Origin of the sequence: Variovorax sp. AB1(2024) (assembly GCF_037482385.2) — a bacterium.
Lineage (GTDB): Bacteria > Pseudomonadota > Gammaproteobacteria > Burkholderiales > Burkholderiaceae_C > Variovorax.
This window is the reverse complement of sequence record NZ_JBBHKP020000001.1, coordinates 908,215-922,662: the sequence shown is the minus strand read 5'-3', so window position 1 is coordinate 922,662 and position 14,448 is coordinate 908,215. Positions and strand designations below refer to the sequence as shown.

Annotated in this window: 14 protein-coding genes; 11 read left to right on the top strand and 3 right to left on the bottom strand. The window is 69.4% G+C overall.

Annotation, left to right across the window (positions count from 1 at the left end):
* The first annotated feature begins 49 nt into the window (after nucleotides 1–49).
* The 6 genes from WIX39_RS04475 to gloA2 all read left to right on the top strand — a co-directional run bounded on the left by WIX39_RS04475 (nucleotide 50) and on the right by gloA2 (nucleotide 5,676).
* On the top strand, nucleotides 50–832 hold the full coding sequence (locus tag WIX39_RS04475) for an enoyl-CoA hydratase/isomerase family protein (protein ID WP_409194586.1): 783 nt from the start codon (nucleotides 50–52) through the stop codon (nucleotides 830–832).
* Nucleotides 829–2,637 carry an acyclic terpene utilization AtuA family protein gene (locus WIX39_RS04470; RefSeq protein WP_106936263.1) on the top strand — a complete coding sequence of 603 codons (1,809 nt, stop codon included), beginning with the start codon at nucleotides 829–831 and terminating at the stop codon, nucleotides 2,635–2,637. Before WIX39_RS04475 ends, WIX39_RS04470 begins: the two co-directional genes overlap by 4 nt.
* A gap of 85 nt (nucleotides 2,638–2,722) precedes the next feature.
* Complete coding sequence (locus tag WIX39_RS04465) at nucleotides 2,723–3,826, top strand: alkene reductase (protein ID WP_081269741.1); 1,104 nt, start codon at nucleotides 2,723–2,725, stop codon at nucleotides 3,824–3,826.
* Between the two features lie 142 nt (nucleotides 3,827–3,968).
* Nucleotides 3,969–4,454, top strand: coding sequence for a RidA family protein (locus tag WIX39_RS04460; protein ID WP_106936264.1), 486 nt, complete (start codon nucleotides 3,969–3,971; stop codon nucleotides 4,452–4,454).
* Nucleotides 4,451–4,912 carry a GNAT family N-acetyltransferase gene (locus WIX39_RS04455; RefSeq protein ID WP_106936265.1) on the top strand — a complete coding sequence of 154 codons (462 nt, stop codon included), beginning with the start codon at nucleotides 4,451–4,453 and terminating at the stop codon, nucleotides 4,910–4,912. Before WIX39_RS04460 ends, WIX39_RS04455 begins: the two co-directional genes overlap by 4 nt.
* A complete protein-coding gene (gene gloA2 / locus WIX39_RS04450; protein WP_234382193.1) occupies nucleotides 4,909–5,676 on the top strand; it encodes an SMU1112c/YaeR family gloxylase I-like metalloprotein in 768 nt (255 codons plus the stop codon). The genes WIX39_RS04455 and gloA2 overlap by 4 nt, the downstream gene beginning before the upstream one ends.
* A gap of 26 nt (nucleotides 5,677–5,702) precedes the next feature.
* Here the strand turns inward: gloA2 and WIX39_RS04445 are convergent, their stop codons facing one another.
* Nucleotides 5,703–7,097, bottom strand: coding sequence for a sensor histidine kinase (locus WIX39_RS04445; protein WP_081269745.1), 1,395 nt, complete (start codon nucleotides 7,095–7,097; stop codon nucleotides 5,703–5,705).
* Between the two features lie 7 nt (nucleotides 7,098–7,104).
* On the bottom strand, nucleotides 7,105–7,794 hold the full coding sequence (locus WIX39_RS04440; protein ID WP_081269746.1) for a response regulator transcription factor: 690 nt from the start codon (nucleotides 7,792–7,794) through the stop codon (nucleotides 7,105–7,107).
* Nucleotides 7,795–7,931: 137 nt separating this feature from the next.
* Here WIX39_RS04440 and WIX39_RS04435 point away from each other — a divergent pair, with 137 nt between their 5' ends.
* The 5 genes from WIX39_RS04435 to WIX39_RS04415 all read left to right on the top strand — a co-directional run bounded on the left by WIX39_RS04435 (nucleotide 7,932) and on the right by WIX39_RS04415 (nucleotide 12,127).
* Complete coding sequence (locus WIX39_RS04435) at nucleotides 7,932–8,792, top strand: alpha/beta hydrolase (RefSeq protein WP_081269747.1); 861 nt, start codon at nucleotides 7,932–7,934, stop codon at nucleotides 8,790–8,792.
* A gap of 34 nt (nucleotides 8,793–8,826) precedes the next feature.
* Complete coding sequence (locus WIX39_RS04430; protein WP_409194585.1) at nucleotides 8,827–9,132, top strand: phosphopantetheine-binding protein; 306 nt, start codon at nucleotides 8,827–8,829, stop codon at nucleotides 9,130–9,132.
* Complete coding sequence (locus WIX39_RS04425; RefSeq protein WP_409194584.1) at nucleotides 9,129–10,412, top strand: beta-ketoacyl-[acyl-carrier-protein] synthase family protein; 1,284 nt, start codon at nucleotides 9,129–9,131, stop codon at nucleotides 10,410–10,412. Before WIX39_RS04430 ends, WIX39_RS04425 begins: the two co-directional genes overlap by 4 nt.
* 35 nt (nucleotides 10,413–10,447) lie before the next feature.
* On the top strand, nucleotides 10,448–11,578 hold the full coding sequence (locus WIX39_RS04420; protein WP_409194583.1) for a sterol desaturase family protein: 1,131 nt from the start codon (nucleotides 10,448–10,450) through the stop codon (nucleotides 11,576–11,578).
* Between the two features lie 66 nt (nucleotides 11,579–11,644).
* On the top strand, nucleotides 11,645–12,127 hold the full coding sequence (locus tag WIX39_RS04415; protein WP_285413803.1) for a GNAT family N-acetyltransferase: 483 nt from the start codon (nucleotides 11,645–11,647) through the stop codon (nucleotides 12,125–12,127).
* Between the two features lie 10 nt (nucleotides 12,128–12,137).
* Here the strand turns inward: WIX39_RS04415 and WIX39_RS04410 are convergent, their stop codons facing one another.
* Nucleotides 12,138–14,375, bottom strand: a complete 2,238-nt coding sequence (locus tag WIX39_RS04410; protein WP_285413804.1) for a heavy metal translocating P-type ATPase — start codon at nucleotides 14,373–14,375, stop codon at nucleotides 12,138–12,140.
* Between the last annotated feature and the right edge of the window lie 73 nt (nucleotides 14,376–14,448).

Here is a 14,448-nt window from a genome sequence, read left to right as displayed (position 1 = left end):
GGGGCATCGCTTCAGAAGAAGACAGAAGCCCCGAAGAAGGAACCGCGCCATGCCCGAAGCCCCTCCCCCCGTCGAACTGCGCGAAGAGATGCGCGGGCCCGTCATGTGGCTCACCATCGAGCGCGAAGAGCGCCGCAACGCCATCAGCGGCGCCGTGCTCGCCGGTCTGGGCGATGCGCTTCGCCGCGCCAACGACGACAGCGCGGTGCGCGCCGTGGTCATCACCGGTGCCGGCACGCGCGCCTTCTGCGCGGGCGCCGACCTGCAGAGCGGCTCTTCCTTCAAGTTCGACTACGCCGCGCCCTACCAGGGCTTCGCCAACCTGTTCCGCCAGGCCCGCCAATCCACCGTGCCGCTGATCGCGCGCGTCAACGGCGCCTGCATGGCCGGCGGCATGGGGCTCATGGCGATGTGCGACATGGCCGTGGCCGGCAGCCATGCCGTATTCGGCCTGCCAGAGGTGAAGGTCGGCCTCTTCCCCGCGCAGGTGCTCAGCGTGCTCGGCGGCCTGCTGCCGCGCCGCGTGCTGGCCGAGATGTGCATCACCGGCGAGCCCATCACCGCCGCGCAGGCGCTCGACCTCGGGCTCGTCAACCGCGTGAGCGACGACGTCGACGAGAGCGTCGACTGGCTGCTCGGCCGCATGCTCGACAAATCGCCCGCCGCCATCCGGCGCGGCCTCTACACCATGAAGAAGATCGAGACCATGGCCTTCGAGGAATCGATGGCCTTCACCGAAAGCCAGATCGGCCTGTTCGCCCTGACCGAGGACGCGGCCGAAGGGCAACTCGCCTTCCGCGAGAAACGCAAGCCACGGTGGAGCGGCCGATGAACGACAACCAACGCATCGTCCGCATCGGCGGCGCCTCGGGCTTCTGGGGCGACAGCAGCGTCGGCGCGCCGCAGCTCGTGCGCAGCGGGCAGATCGACTACCTCGTGTTCGACTACCTGGCCGAACTCACGATGTCGATCCTCGCGGGCGCGCGGCTCAAGAAACCCGAGCTGGGCTACGCGACCGACTTCGTCTCGGTGGCAATGAAAGCGGTGCTGAAGGACGTCGTGAAACAGGGCATCCGCGTGGTGAGCAACGCAGGCGGCGTGAACCCCCAAGGCTGCGCCGACGCATTGGCGGCACTCGCCGCCGAACAAGGCATTGCGCTGAAGATCGCGGTGGTGCGCGGCGACGACGTGTCGCCCCTGCTGCCGCAGCTGCGCCAGCAGCAACCGCCTGTGAGTGAACTGCAGAGCGGCGCCGCGCTGCCGGAACGCGTGCTCACCGCCAACGCCTACCTGGGCGCACGGCCGATACAGGCCGCGCTCGATGCCGGCGCGCAGGTGGTCATCACCGGCCGCTGCGTCGATTCGGCCGTCACGCTGGGCGTGCTCATGCATGAATTCAAATGGCAGCCGGGCGACTTCGACCTGCTCGCCGCCGGCAGCCTCGCCGGCCACATCATCGAATGCGGCTGCCAGGCCACCGGCGGCCTGCACACCGACTGGGACACCGTGCCCGACTGGCCGAACATCGGCTATCCCATCGTGGAATGCAGCGCCGACGGCAGCTTCGTCGTGACCAAGCCCGCGGGCACCGGCGGCAAGCTCACGCCCGCGGTGGTGGGCGAGCAGATGCTCTACGAAATCGGCGACCCCGCCGCCTACCTGCTGCCCGACGTGGTGGCCGATTTCACGCAGGTGCGCATCGCGCAGGCCGGCGAGCACCGGGTGCGCGTGCACGGCGCGCGCGGCCATGCGCCGACCGCGAGCTACAAGGTCAGCGCCACCTACGTCGACGGCTTCAAGACGTCGGCGCAACTCACCATCGTGGGCTTCGACGCGGTGGCCAAGGCCCGGCGCACCGGCGAGGCGATCCTCGCGCGCACGGGCGCGCTGTTCGCGCAGAGCGGCTTCGGTCCCTACAGCGCGACGCATCTCGAGGTGCTGGGCGCGGAGTCGTGCTACGGCCCGCATGCCCAGGCCCTGCAGACACGCGAGGCGGTGCTGCGGCTCGCGGTGACGCATCCGCGCAAGGACGCGCTGGAGCTGTTCGCGCGCGAAGTGGCGCCCGCCGGCACCTCGTGGGCACCGGGCACCACGGGCGCGGGCGGCGGGCGAGCGTCGGTGTCGCCGTCGATACGGCAGTACGCGTTCCTGCTCGACAAATCGATGGTCGAGGCAGGCGTGACCATCGACGGCGAACGCATCGACCTGCCCCGCACCGAAACACCCCCGTCGCCCGCCGCACCCGTCCGACAGCCTGCCAGAGCCGCACAAACGCCGACGACGCGAGCGGAAGACACCGTCGAAGTCCCCCTGATCCGCCTGGCCTGGGCCCGCAGCGGCGACAAGGGCGACACCTCGAACATCGGCGTCATCGCGCGCCACCCCGCACTGCTCGAACTGCTGCGCGAACAGCTGAGCGAGGCGCGCGTCGCCGAGTGGCTTTCCCACCTCGTCAAGGGCCGCGTCACGCGCTACGACGTGCCGGGCATCGGCGCCTTCAACTTCGTCTGCGAACAGGCGCTGGGCGGCGGCGGCATGGCCTCGCTGCGCAACGACCCGCTCGGCAAGGGCATGGGGCAGATCCTGCTCGCCATGCCCCTGCGCGCGAGCCCGGCGTTGCTGGCGCTGCTTGCATAGCATCAATCCGGACAACCGTACGGCAGCAGGGTTGAGGCCGGGCGCTTAGCCTTGCGCCTGTTTCAACTTTGCCTCCAACTACACGATGTCCACCCTCTTCGACCCCGTCCAGGCCGGCGACCTCAAGCTCGCCAACCGTATCGTGATGGCGCCGCTGACGCGCAATCGCTCGCCCAACGCCATTCCGCCCGACATCGCCGCCACCTACTACGCCCAGCGCGCCACCGCCGGCCTGCTCATCACCGAGGCGACCGCCATCAGCCACCAGGGCCAGGGCTACTCCGACGTGCCCGGCCTCTACGGCACCGAGCAGCTCGACGCCTGGAAGCGCGTGACCGACGCCGTGCACGCCAAGGGCGGCAAGATCGTCGTGCAGCTGTGGCACGTGGGCCGCGTCTCGCACACCGAACTGCAACCCGGTGGCGGCAAGCCCGTGGCGCCCTCGGCCATCACCGCCAAGACCAAGACCGTGCTCATCAAGGACGGCGTGCCGACCTTCGTCGAGACCTCCGAGCCGCGCGCGCTCGACGCCGGCGAACTGCCGGGCATCGTGCACGCCTATGCGGTGGCCGCACGCAGCGCGGTCGAGACGGCCGGTTTCGACGGCGTCGAAATCCACGGCGCCAACGGCTACCTGCTCGACCAGTTCCTGAAGGACGGCAGCAACAAGCGCACCGACGACTACGGCGGCAGCATCGAGAACCGCGCCCGCCTGCTGCTGGAGACCACCCGCGCCGTGGTCGACGCGGTCGGCGGCGGCAAGACCGGCATCCGCCTGTCGCCCGTCACGCCCGCCAACGACGCGCACGACAGCGACCCGCAGCCGCTGTTCACCTATGTGGTGAAGCAACTCGCGCAGCTGAACCTGGCCTACATCCACATCATCGAAGGCGCCACCGGCGGCCCGCGCGAAATCGAAGACCGCCCCTTCGACTACGAAGCCCTCAAGGCCGCCTACCGCGAAGCCGGCGGCAAGGGCGCGTGGATGGTCAACAACGGCTACGACCGCCCGCTGGCCGAAGAAGCGGTGAAGGAAGGCGACGACCTCGTGGCCTTCGGCAAGCCCTTCATCTCGAACCCCGACCTGGTGCGCCGCCTGCGCGAGAACGCACCGCTGAACGAACTCGACAAGGCCACCATGTACGGCGGCGGCGCCAAGGGCTACACGGACTACCCGGCGCTGGCCTGAGTCCCGCGGGTCGGTCCTTCCACGGCCCGTGCACTCCGTTGGCGTGCACGGGCCGATTTGCATGTGCGCCCGCCAGCCCGTACGCTTGGCGCTCGCGCCGCGGGCCTTTCGCCTTCTCTCTCTCCCCGCGGCGCGCACATCCATGGCCCACATCGAACACAAACTCGCCGCGCTCGGCCTCGTGCTGCCGCCCACCATCACGCCGCCACCGGGTGTGGTGCTGCCCTTTGCCTTCGTGCGCGTGCTGGGCCGGCGCGCCTTCATCTCGGGCCACGGGCCGCTCAATGCCGACGGCACCATCGCCACGCCGCTCGGCAAGCTGGGCCGCGAGCTCACGGTCGAACAGGGCTATGCGGCCGCGCGGCTCACCGCGCTTGCGATGCTCGGCAGCCTGCAGCGTGCCATCGGCGATCTCGACCGCATCACCGCATGGACGCGGGTGTTCGGCATGGTGGCCTCGGCACCTGGCTTCGACAGGCAGCCGGCCGTGATCAACGGCTTCTCCGACCTGATCCTCGAACTCTTCGGCCCCGAGATCGGCATGCATGCGCGCAGCGCCGTGGGCATGGCGGAACTGCCGTTCAACATCCCTGTGGAGATCGAGGGCGAGGTGGAGTTCGAGCCGTGAATGACGCAAGCTGGACCCTTCGGCGCGCCGATGCGGCCGATGCCGCTTCCATCACCGAATGCGCTGTGGAAGCCTTTCGCCACTACATTCCGCGCCTTGGCCTCACGCCGTTGCCCATGACCAGGGACTACGGACCTGCCATCGAAAATGCGCAGGTCTGGGTCGCGACACAAGACGCACGGACCGTCGCCGCGCTGGTGCTAGACGTCACCGAAGAGGGCTTCCTGATCGACGTGATCGCGGTGCGCCCGCGGCACCAGGGCACGGGCGTCGGCCGCGCGCTGCTGGAGCTGGCGGAACGCGAAGCGCTGCGGCAGGGCCATGATTCGATCCACCTCTTCACCAACGAGAAGATGACCGAGAACCGCGCGCTCTACGAGCGCATCGGGTACGTCGAGTACAAGCGCCTCGCGCTCGAACAACGCACCCGCGTGTTCCTGCGCAAGCCGTTGAGATGAGCATTGCCATGCAGCTCGAACGCATCCATCACGCCGCCATCATCTGCGCCGACTACGCGGTGTCCAGGCACTTCTACACCGAGGTGCTGGGCCTGCGCGTGGTCGCCGAAAACCATCGCGCCGCACGCGATTCATACAAGCTCGACCTGGCCCTGCCCGATGGCTCGCAGATCGAACTCTTCTCCTTTCCCGGCGCGCCGGCGCGCCTCACGCGGCCAGAGGCGCAGGGCCTGCGGCATCTGTCTTTCGAAGTGCACGACGTGCAGGCCGCCGCCGATGAACTCTCGGCGCAGGGCATTGCCGTGGAACCGCTGCGCACCGACGAGTACACCGGCCGTCGCTTCACCTTCTTCGCCGATCCCGACGGCCTGCCGCTGGAGCTCTACGAAGCCGCACCCGCCGAAGCGCTCGATGCGCTGCTGCTGAAACTCGAAGGCGCATTGCACCTGCGCGAGGTGCGCGCAAACGCCGCGCAGCTGGAGGAACTGCTCGACGACGGCTTCCATGAACTCGGCGTGTCTGGCGAAACATGGACGCGGCCCGCCATCATCGAAGCGCTGCGCGACGAGACTTTTTCGCGGCGCACGATGACGGACTTTCGCGTGCTGCGCATGGCGCCCGACGTGGCGCTGGTCACCTACCGCGTGCACCGCGAAGCCATTCCCGAAAGGCCCGCCGCGGATTCACTGCGCAGCTCGCTGTGGCGACGGCGGCATGGCCGCTGGCGCATGGCGTTCCACCAGGGCACGCCGCTCTCGCGCTGAGCGAACGCGCGGCGGAGCGGGTCGGTTCAGGCCACTTCGCCGAACGCCACGCTCACGCGCAGGCCGGTCGGCTCGGCGACTTCGAGCCGCAGCTCGGCGCCCAGCAGCTCCGCGTAGCGCGACACGATCGACAGCCCCAGCCCCGAGCCCTGCCCCAGCTTCTCGCCGGCCGGGCCCTGCGCCCACCGCTGCATCAGGTCGCGCTGCGCTTCGATCGGAATGCCCGGTCCGTCGTCGATCACGCTCAGCGTGCGGCCCGCCAGCTCGACCGTGATGGTGCTCCCGCCATAGCGCAGCGCGTTGTCGATCAGGTTGTCGAGGATGCCCTCCACCAGCGCCTCGTTGGCATACACCACCACGCCGTCGTCGAGGCCGCGCGCGCCGAGGTCCACGCCGCGCGCATCGGCGCGCGCGAGGTGGCGCAGCACCGTCTGCTCGGCCAGCACATCGAGCCGCACCGGTACGCGCTTGAGTTCGGTGCGCGCTTCTTCGGCCAGCGCCAGCGCGAGCAGCTGGTCGATCAGGTGGCTCGCCCGCGCCTGCCGCTCGGACACACGCTCGAGCTGCTCGCGCCACACGTTGGTGTCGTGCTGCGCAAGGCCGTATTCGGCCAGCGCGCGAATGCCCGCCAGCGGCGTGCGCAGCTCGTGCGCCACGTTGCCCACGAACTCGCGCTGCGCCTGCACGCTCTGGCCCAGGCGTTCGAACAGCGAGTTGACCGCATTGCCCAGGCGCTGGAGCTCGCGCGAGGTCTGCGCCACCTGCACCGGCGACAGGTCGTGCACGTCGCGACGGTCGAGCGCGCGCTGCAGGTCGCCCAAAGGCCGCAGGTCACTGCGGATGCCGTACCAGAGCCAGATCGCGAGCAGCACCAGCAGCAGGATCTGCGGTGCCAGCGCATAGCCGAGCAGCTGCCGCACCAGCGCGGTCCGGCTCAGCGTGGTCTGCGCAATGATCACGCGGTAGGGCATGCTGAGGTCGGGCTCGGCGTCATGCTCGAGTACCACCGCGCGCAACGCGCTGCCTTCGTAGTCGATGTCGGAGAAGCGGTAGCGCGAGCCGTCCATAGGCAGCGGCGCGCTCAGGCCGGACTGGCCCGAGATCAGCGTGCCGTCGAGCCGCTGCACCGCGAAGTACACCTTGTCGACCTGGTCGAACAGCACCGTGGCCACTTCGCGCGGGGTCAGCAGCAGCTCGATGCCGCGTTCGCCGGCTTGCACGTTGGCCGACAGCGCATATGCGTCGTCGAGCATGCCGCGGTCGAAGGCCTGCTCCGAAAAATAGTTGGCGATGACCAGCGCGATGACGGCACCCACCATCCACGTGAGCGCCAGCGGCACCAGCACGTTGCGCAGCACGCGCCGCGTGAGCGAAGGCGCGCGCTGCGTGGCCTGCTGCTGTTCTGCGGTCTCGCCGGTCACGCTCGGATCACGCCTCGGCTTCGAGCAGGTAGCCGATGCCGCGCAGCGTGCGGATGCTCGCGCCGGTGCCCTGCAGCTTCTTGCGCAGGCGCGAGATGAAGGCCTCGAGCGCGTTGTCGCCGAGCGATTCGTCGAAGCTCGAGAGCTTGTCGGACAGCGCACGCTTGCTCACGGTGCGGCCGGGCGGGCTCATGAGCTCCCACAGCACTTCGAACTCGCGCGCCGGCAGGTCGAGCGGACCGCTGTTGGTGGAGAAGCGGCGTGCCTTGCGGTCGAGCTTGAGCTGGCCCAGCAGCACGATGTCTTCGGTGCCCTTGGCGCGGCGCACCAGCGCGCGCAGGCGGGCTTCGACTTCGGCCAGGTCGAAGGGCTTGCCGAGGTAGTCGTCGGCGCCGGCGTCGAGGCCGGCAATGCGCTCTTCGGTCCGGCCGCGCGCGGTCAGCACCAGCACCGGCGTGCGGTCGCCGCGCGCGCGTGCCTGGCGCAGCGCGGTGAGGCCGCTGGCCAGCCCGCTGGTGGGGCTGGCAGTGGCCGGCAGGTTGAGGTCGAGCAGCACCGCATCGAAGGGCTGCACGCGCCAGAGATGGTCGGCATCTTCGACGTTGGTCGAAACGTCGACCCGGTGGCCCGCGTCCGCAAGGCTGCGGACCATGACATCGCGCAGAACGGCGTCATCTTCGACAAGCAGAATTCGCATGGTGTTTGAATGGTTGGGGGTAATCTGCCCTTGCGAATGACGGGTCAGCAGCCGGTCAGTCGCTCCAGCGATAAACGCAACATGAGCATACGACAGCAATATGAACCACGGGCCATTTTCATGGCCGGCGCAACACGATGAGTGCGCGCGAACCCTCCGATCAGCTGAGCGTGGTGCCTCCCGAGGTGCAACGCACCGCCGTGGTCCTGCTGCATGGCCTGTGCAGCACGCCTGACGAGTTGCTGACCGTGCAATCGGCACTGCGCAGCCGCGGCTACCCGGTGCATCCGCTGTCGATAGAGGGTTACTCGTTCGATGCCGCCGCGCCGCTGCAGCATGCCGCGCCGTTCGAACGCTGGATCGATGCCATACAGGCCGAGGTCAAGGCGCTGCGCGCGCAGCACGACCGCGTGATGCTCATCGGCATTTCCGCCGGCTCATCACTCGCGCTGGGCGCGGCCATCCGCTGCGGCGCGGACGTCGACGCGCTGGTGCTCATGTCGACCACGCTGCGCTTCGACGGCTGGGCCATTCCGCGCACGCAGTTCCTGCTGCCGCTGGCCTTCTACACGCCGCTGGGTCGGCTGTGGCAATACCGCGAGCGCCCGCCCTACGGCGTGAAGAACGAACGCGTGCGCGCCTGGATCGAGCGCGAGCTGCGCCACCGCAAGGTCTCGCGCGCGGGCAGCTCGGTCATCGGCGTGGGCCACCTGCGCGAGCACGACCGGCTCATCCGCCACGTGCGCCGCAACCTCAACAGCGTGCAATGCGACAACGTGCTCGCACTGCATGCCCAGCAGGACGAAGTGGCCAGCGTGGCCAACCTCGACATCCTCGCGCGCGGCCTGCGGTGCCGCGCATTCCGCACGGTGGTGGTCGCGAACAGCTACCACATGATCACAATCGACAACGACCGTCAACAGGTGGTACGTGAAACAGTGTCGTTTGCCGACGCCGTGGCCCATGGCACGATGCCCGAGCATCCCCTGTACGCCTGATCTGCCTGCCCACGCCTGAAAGGAAAGCATCCCCATGTCTTATTCCGACGCCTCTTCGCCCACCTTCAACAGCATCGCGACGATCCTCGAGACCGACTTCAAGGTCGAGCGCTCGGCCATCTCGCCCGCCACCGCGCTGTCCGACCTCGGCCTCGATTCGCTCGCGCTGATGGAGTTCGTCTTCGCGGTCGAAGACGCCTTCCACCTGCGCATTCCCGAAGACCGCCTCGACCCGCGCGAAGCCGGCATCACGCTGCAGCGCCTGTGCGAAGTGATCGACACGGAAAGCAGCGGCACCGCCACCGCCAGGCCCGCGCAACCGGCCGAAGTCCCGGCATGAGCAGCGGAGCCGCCCACGCCGTGCTCGCCGCTTCGGCAGCGCGCGCCGCATCCGCGCCCGTGCGCGTGAGCGGCCTCGGTTTCATCACGCCCATCGGCCGCACCGTCGAGGACTTCGACGACGCCCTGTTCGCCGGCCGCTCGGCGGTGCGCGCGCAGAAGCTCGAGATCAAGGGCATGGACACGATGGAGCTTGCCGTCGCCGCCTGCGATTTCGAATCGAACGGCGTGCGCAGCACCTCGCGCCTGCCGCTGGACCGCGGCACGGCCATGGCCCTGGCCGCCGCGCAGGACGCCGCCGCCGAAGCCAGGCTCGACCTGGAGACCATCGACCGCGACCGCCTCGGCATCTTCTGGGGCAGCGGCCTGGCCGGCGCCGGCACATTCGACAGCACCACCAGCGCGCTCTACGGCGAACAGCGCCGCATGCGCCCGACGACCGTGCTCACCGTGATGCCCAACGCCGCCGTGGCGGAGCTTGCGCTGCACTTCGGCGCTCGCGGATCGGCCATCGCCTACGCCTGTGCCTGCGCCTCGTCGGCCGTGGCCATCGGCGAAGCCATGCGCGCCATCCGCGGCGGCTGGATCGACGTCGCCATCGTCGGCGGCCATGACGCCATGCTCACGCCCGGCGTGATGGCCAGCTGGCACGCGATGCGCGTGATGGCGCCGCCGCCGGCCGACGCGCCCTCCTCCGCCTGCCGCCCGTTCTCCGGCGACCGCGCGGGCTTTGCCATCGGCGAAGGCGCGGCCGCGCTGGTGCTCGAATCCGAAGCGCACGCCGCCGCCCGCGGCGCCGGTGCCTCGCCCTTCGTGCTCGCCGGCTACGCCACCAACTGCGACGGCACGCACATCACCAACCCCGACACCGCCGGCCAGGTGCGCGCCATGCGCGCCGCGCTGCGCGACGCCGGCATCGAAGCCTGCGACGTGGGCCACATCAACGCCCACGGCACCGCCACATCGGCCGGCGACGCCGCCGAGGCGGCATCGATCCGCGAAGTGTTCGGCAAGGCCACGCCGGTGAGCGCCACCAAGGCCATCCACGGCCACGTGCTCGGCGGCGGCGGCGCCATCGAACTCATCGCGGCGCTGCGCGCGCTGGCCCGGGAGGCACTGCCGCCCATCGCCAACCTGCAGACACCGGACGCCGCCTTCGACCTGGATTTCGTCCAGGGCGAGGCGCGCGAGGCCAAGGGAATCCGCTACGCGCTGTCCAATTCCTTCGCTTTCGGCGGCACGAATGCGGTCATCGTGGCCGGCCGCGCGTCCGAACGCTGAAGATTCGCTGAGCACTTCCTGAAAAATCGAACGCGGTGCATCGGCTGGTCGTCTTCGTCGTGCCCGTGTTCGCGCTGCTCATGGCGTGCGAGTTCGCCTGGGGCTGGCTCAAGCGGCGCAACACCTACCGTTTCAGCGACACGCTCGGCAGCCTGAGCCAGGGCCTGCTTAGCCAGGCGCTCGCGGTCTGCACCCAGCTTTTCCAGATCGGCCTGTACGCGATGGTCTATCCGTTCGTCGCGATCTGGACCCGGCCGGACTTCTGGGACAGCGCCATCGGCTGGATCCTGGCCGTGGTGCTGTTCGACTTCTTCGACTACTGGCTGCACCGCGCGGGCCATGAGTCGGCCGTGTTCTGGGCCGCGCACTCGGTGCACCACCAGAGCCAGCAGTTCAACTTCTCCACCGCGCTGCGGCAGGAAAGCACCGTGGCCTTCCTGGGCTGGGCCTTCTACCTGCCGATGGCGGTGGTCGGCGTGCCGCCCGAGCAGTTCGGCCTTGCGGGGCTGATCGTGCTGGTCTACCAGTTCTGGATCCACACCGAGCACATCGGCAAGCTCGGCTGGTTCGACCGGGTGTTCTCGTCGCCGTCCAACCACCGCGTGCACCACGCGGTGAACGACGGCTACGTCGACCGCAACTACGGCGGCATGCTGGTGATATGGGACCGCATGTTCGGCACCTTCGCCGAAGAAACCGAACGCTGCGTGTACGGCACGCGCAAGGCGCTCGCGAGCTTCGATCCGCTGCGCGCCATCGTCGGCCCCTATGCGCCGCTGCTGCGCGACGCCTGGCACACGCGGCGCTGGCAGGACAAGATCGCCGTGTGGTTCAAGCCGCCGGGCTGGCGGCCGGCCGACGTGGCGGCACGCTTTCCGGAGGCACCGTTTTCCCTGGAAGAAGCCATGCGCATCCACGACCCCCGACTGACGCGTGCGCAGGTCGCTTCGGCCGCGCTCCACTTCTCATGCTGGGTCGGCGTGACGCTGGCATTCCTGTGGCGCGCCGACGACCTGGCCTTCCAGACCGCACTGGCGCTGCTCGCGCTGGCAGTCGGCGGCTTCTGGTCCATCGGCGCGGTGCTCGATTCGAAACTGCGCCTGCGCTGGGCCTGGTGCGCGCAGGCCGCGTTGCTGGCGGTCTCGGCGGTACTGCTCGCCAGCTGAAGGGCGCACCGCGCCCACTGGCTATGCTCGGCGCTTCCATCGCTCCGAAGCAGGCAAGAAAACACCATGCGCAGGCTCGCCACTCCTGAAGACATCGACACCGTCTTCGCCCTCTACATGCACGAGAAGGTCGTGCCCTACCTGGGCTACGACCCGATGCCGCTGGAAGACTTCCGCGACATCTACCGGCAACTGCTCGATGGCCGCGACTTCTTCGTCTACGAGCGCGGCGGACGCATCGCGGGCTTCTATCGCGCCGCGCGCTACCCCGGTCGAGTGCGGCACGTCGCCAGCCTCGGCACGCTCGCGGTCGATCCCGCGTTGCACGGCCAGGGCATTGCGCTGGCCATGGTGACCGACGCCATCGACCGGCTGAAGTCGGCCGGCGTCAAGCGCATCGAGCTCATCGTCGAAAGCGACAACGCGCCGGCGCTGCGCTTCTACGAAAAGCTCGGCTTCGAGCGCGAAGGCACGCTGCGCAAGTTCTACAAGCGCGCCGGCGACGCGCAGGCCATCGACGACCACGTCATGGCGCTGCTCATCGATTGAAAAGGCTGCGTCAGGGCTTCCAGCGCCGCAGCAGCAGCGCATTGGCCATCACGCTCACGCTCGACAGCGCCATCGCCGCGCCGGCCACCACCGGGCTCAGCAGGCCGAAGGCCGCGAGCGGAATGCCGGCCACGTTGTAGGCGAAGGCCCAGAACAGGTTCTGCCGGATCTTCGAGACCGTGCGGCCCGAGAGTTCGAAGGCCTGCGCCACCAGCGCAAGGTCGCCGCGCATCAGCGTGATGCCGGCGGCTTCCATGGCCACGTCGGTGCCGCCACCCGAAGGCGCCATCGCGATGCCGACATCGGCCGCCGCCAGCGCGGGCGCGTCGTTGGCGCCGTCGCCGACCATGGCCACCACGTGTCCGTTCTTTCTCAGGGCGGCGACCTGCGCGGCCTTGTCGGCCGGCAGCACGTCGGCGCGGACATCTCCCGCGGCAATACCCAGCCGCGCCGCCATCGCTTGCGCGGCGCGCAGGTTGTCGCCCGAGATCATCACCACGCGCAGGCCGCGCGCACGCAGGGTGCGAATGGCTTCGGCGGCCTGCGGCTTGGGTTCGTCGGCAAATGCCAGCAGCGCCTGCACATGCGCCGCGCCGGCCTCGTCGAAACGCAGCAGCGCGGAGACCGTTGCGCCCTTGGCCTGCAGGCGATCGACATCCGCCGCTTCGGGCATGGCGTCGAGTTCGCGGCACCAGCGCAGGCTGGCAATGGCCCAGGTGGCGCCGTCCACATCGCCACGCACGCCGCGGCCCGGCATGGCTTGCATCGCGCTCAACGCCGGAGCCTGCAGATTGCGCTGCGCGGCAGCGGCCAGCACCGCCTTCGCGAGCGGATGCTCGCTGCCGCCTTGCAGGCTGGCAGCGACCGCCAGCAACTCGTCTTCTGCCTCGATGGCACCGGCCACCGGCAGCAATTCAGTCAATACGGGACGGCCCAGCGTCAGCGTGCCTGTCTTGTCGAAGGCGACCGTGTCGACGCGGTGGGCGATTTCAAGCGCACGCGCATCCTTGATGAGGATGCCGTGCTTTGCCGCCACCCCGGTGCCGGCCATCACCGCCACCGGCGTCGCGAGACCGAGGGCACACGGGCAAGCGATGACCAGCACCGCCACCGCATGGATGAGTGCCGTCTCGATGCCCGCGCCCGCGAGCAGCCAGCCGGCCAGCGTGACGAGCGCGATCACCAGCACCACCGGCACGAACACGGCCGCGACCTTGTCCACCAGCCGCTGGATCGGCGCCTTCGCGGCCTGCGCGTCTTCGACCAGCCGGATGATGCGCGCGAGCACGCTCTCGGCACCCACCGCGCTCACCTCGATCACCATGCGGCCGTCGCCGTTCACGGCGCCGCCCGTCAATGCATCGCCGGGGCCCTTCGGCACGGGCAGCGGCTCGCCGGTGAGCATCGACTCGTCGACTTCGGACTGCCCCTCGATCACGCGCGCATCGGCCGGCACGCGTTCGCCGGGACGCACCACCAGGTGGTCGCCGACCATCACCTCGGCCAGCGGCACATCGCTTTCCTTTCCACGCGCGCCGACCAGGTGGGCGACCTCGGGGCGCAGCTGCTGCAGCGCACGGATGGCCGACGTGGCCTGGCGCTTGGCGCGCGCCTCGAGCCACTTGCCGAGCAGCACCAGCGTGATCACCACGGCCGAGGCCTCGAAATACAGATGCGGCATTTCTCCGTGGCCGGCATGCTCGCCGGCGGCCGCGCGCCACCACAGCCACAGCGACAACCCGAAGGCCGCGCTGGTGCCCAGCGCCACCAGAAGATCCATGTTGCCGGTGCGCGCCTTCGCGGCATGCCAGCCCGCGCGGTAGAAGCGCGCGCCGAGCCAGAACTGCACCGGCGCAGCAAGCAGCAGCTGCACCCAGGGCGGCAGCATCCAGTCTTGCCCGAACGGGCTGCCGACCATCGGCGCCATCAGCGGAATCGACAGCAGCAGGCCGACTGCAACCGGGCCGAAGCCGTGCCAGGGCGACAGCGCCGCGGCTTCGTCGGCAGCGCTTGCCGCCGCGCGCGGTTCGTAGCCCGCGGCACGCACCGCGCGGCGCACGCGCAGGTCGATGTCGTCGCCCGGCGCCGCCACGATCCGCGCCGATTCGGTCGCGAGGTTCACGCTCACGTCCTGCACGCCGGGTACGTTCTTGAGCGCGCGCTCGACACGCATCACGCATGAAGCGCAGGTCATGCCGCCGACCGAGAGGTCCAGCGTGGTCCGGGGTTGCTGCAGTGAATTTTCCATGTGCCAAGGCTAAAGCCTCACACCGTGGCAAGGTCAAGCGGATATTTTCAGAACCCCTTCGCTGGACATTGAC